The following is a 2,060-nucleotide window of genomic DNA, read 5'->3' as shown; positions in this document are numbered from 1 at the left end:
TTTTGCCGCGCTTTTCAAAATACTTGGGAAAAATTCTAAGCGTTAAGCGAAGAATTTTATAAAGGTTCCCAAATTTGTTTGAAAGAACCTCAAAACTTTTTTTAACTTGTAAGTCATTTTATCACAAAATTTCAGAAAATCAACCGCTCGCCCAAAAATTATTTTTTATATTTTAAATAGCAAACACAGTTAATAATTCCTTATAAAATAAGGATTTTTTGTTGCTTGTTGTTAAAATATCGTCTGTAACGCATCGAAAGATACTTTCACAGGGAATGTTATAAGAAAGTGTGGCGTTTAATATTTAGTATTACACTATTAACATTATTTACACTTTTTACACTATTTATTAAAAAATGATTGATAAATTATTGTTTTTTTGTTACACTTTATACAACACTTTAAATAATGTTAATAGTGTAAGTTATATAAAAAGAAAGGGAAATAAATGTGCCTCAAAATAAAAAAAATATTTTGCATATATTAAAAGATAATAATAACAAAGATATTAATATCAATAATTTTACATCATATAATAAAACAATAAATAATATTCCTCAAACAAAGAGAAAAAAACAATTGCCAACTTTAACAATAGAAGATTGATTAATAGATAATTTTAATACTGAAGCAAAAAGAAAAAAATGGAGTAAGACAACTCTTATGAATGAAATTCTTAAAGAACGATACGGAAGGGAAAATATACAAAATGAAGATGATTAGTTTTTGTAACAAAAAAGGTGGTGTTGGTAAAACAACATTATGCAAAAATGTTGCTTATAAGTTAGCCCTTGATGGGGCAAAGGTATTATTGATTGACCTTGACCCCCAAGCAACCTTAACTTTGCAAACTGCAACAAAAAATATAAGTAATGAAAATTGTATACTTGATTTAATAGCGACCAAAAATTTATTAAATATTATTAAAGTTAATAATGTAATAAAAGAAACAAAATATAAAAATATTGATATTATAATGGGTAATGAAACTCTAACAAACAGTAATGTTATTTTAAATTCATCTTATGATGAACAAGAAAGATTACTAATAAGTGATTTAGTATATGAAAAAAATAAAGACATATTTGATAGTTATGATTATGTATTGATTGATTATCCACCAACAATACAAGAATTAGCAATTAGTTTTTTATTAATAAGTGATTTAATTGTTGTTCCAACAAATGATGGTTTAAATAGTATAAAAGGAATAATTGATTTGAAAAATACCTTAAATCATTTTGCAAAAAAGATAAAAAAAGAAATACTGCCATTTAAAATTATTTTTAATCAAGTAAAAGATAATCATAACATTAATAGTATAAGAAATAATTTAATTGAAAATAATTTAATTGAAAATATTATAAATACTGTTTTTTATTATTCAGACACTTTTAAAGTTGTTGAAAATGATTTAAGTAGTATTTGGGAAAACCCGTATTATTGACGGCAAAAACAAGCATACGAAGAACTCATCAAGGAAATCAAATAAAGGAAGATAAGAATATTATGCATAAATTAATAAGTTTAGATGAAGATTTAAGTAAATGTGAAAATTGTAGTTTTGTGATTCAAAAGATAGATGATAAATGGTTTACTATCAATGACGGCGATAGAAAATGTGGAAAATAATTTAATACTAAAAGATTAAAATTTCTTTTAATTAAAAGAAATTTTTTTATATTCCCATTTTAAAACGATACGGATAAGAACCATAAAACAAAGCATCGTATGGGTCATGGTACATTTTACTATCAGGTGTATTTGTTTTGGTATCACTAAATCTTAATTCACTAATGCACTTATCTAAAAATGGAAAGTTATCTAATATGCCATATATTTTTCCTTGAACAAACATTTTTCTTATTCATGTTACACGATTAATTATACCTGCTTCTTTATTTAGTGATGTTTGATGTTTTTTGGCTTTAAACATTTTAATTTTATATCCTAAATAAGGATAAATATCTTCTTGTAATTTTTGCATAAAGTCGTGGGCATTAATATCATAATGAAATGTAGCATATTCAAAACCATCAAATTTATCAAATGTATTAATT

4 protein-coding genes are annotated in these 2,060 nt (G+C 23.6%); 3 read left to right on the top strand and 1 reads right to left on the bottom strand.

Annotated elements, in window-relative coordinates; translation table 4 throughout:
* Positions 1 to 450 precede the first annotated feature (450 nt).
* Genes D9R21_RS05970 through D9R21_RS08565 form a run of 3 tightly spaced genes read left to right on the top strand, consistent with a single transcriptional unit; the run spans position 451 to position 1,632 of the window.
* A complete protein-coding gene (locus D9R21_RS05970) occupies positions 451 to 723 on the top strand; it encodes a hypothetical protein (protein ID WP_126821483.1) in 273 nt (90 codons plus the stop codon).
* Positions 710 to 1,492 (top strand): ParA family protein, encoded by a 783-nt coding sequence (locus D9R21_RS05965; protein ID WP_158613945.1) that lies wholly within the window; start codon positions 710 to 712, stop codon positions 1,490 to 1,492. Before D9R21_RS05970 ends, D9R21_RS05965 begins: the two co-directional genes overlap by 14 nt.
* Positions 1,493 to 1,509: 17 nt before the next feature.
* Positions 1,510 to 1,632 (top strand): hypothetical protein, encoded by a 123-nt coding sequence (locus D9R21_RS08565; protein WP_255416628.1) that lies wholly within the window; start codon positions 1,510 to 1,512, stop codon positions 1,630 to 1,632.
* 46 nt (positions 1,633 to 1,678) lie between these two features.
* On the opposite strand, the gene D9R21_RS07450 is transcribed toward D9R21_RS08565, so the two are convergent.
* Positions 1,679 to 2,060: hypothetical protein (locus D9R21_RS07450; RefSeq protein WP_158613944.1), on the bottom strand; the 382-nt coding region annotated here is incomplete at its 5' end.

It is taken from the genome of Spiroplasma endosymbiont of Megaselia nigra, assembly GCF_003987485.1.
In the GTDB taxonomy this organism is placed as follows: Bacteria; Bacillota_I; Bacilli_A; order Mycoplasmatales; family Mycoplasmataceae; genus Spiroplasma.
The sequence above is the reverse complement of the archived record's forward strand: the minus strand, read 5'-3'. Positions and strand labels throughout refer to the sequence as shown.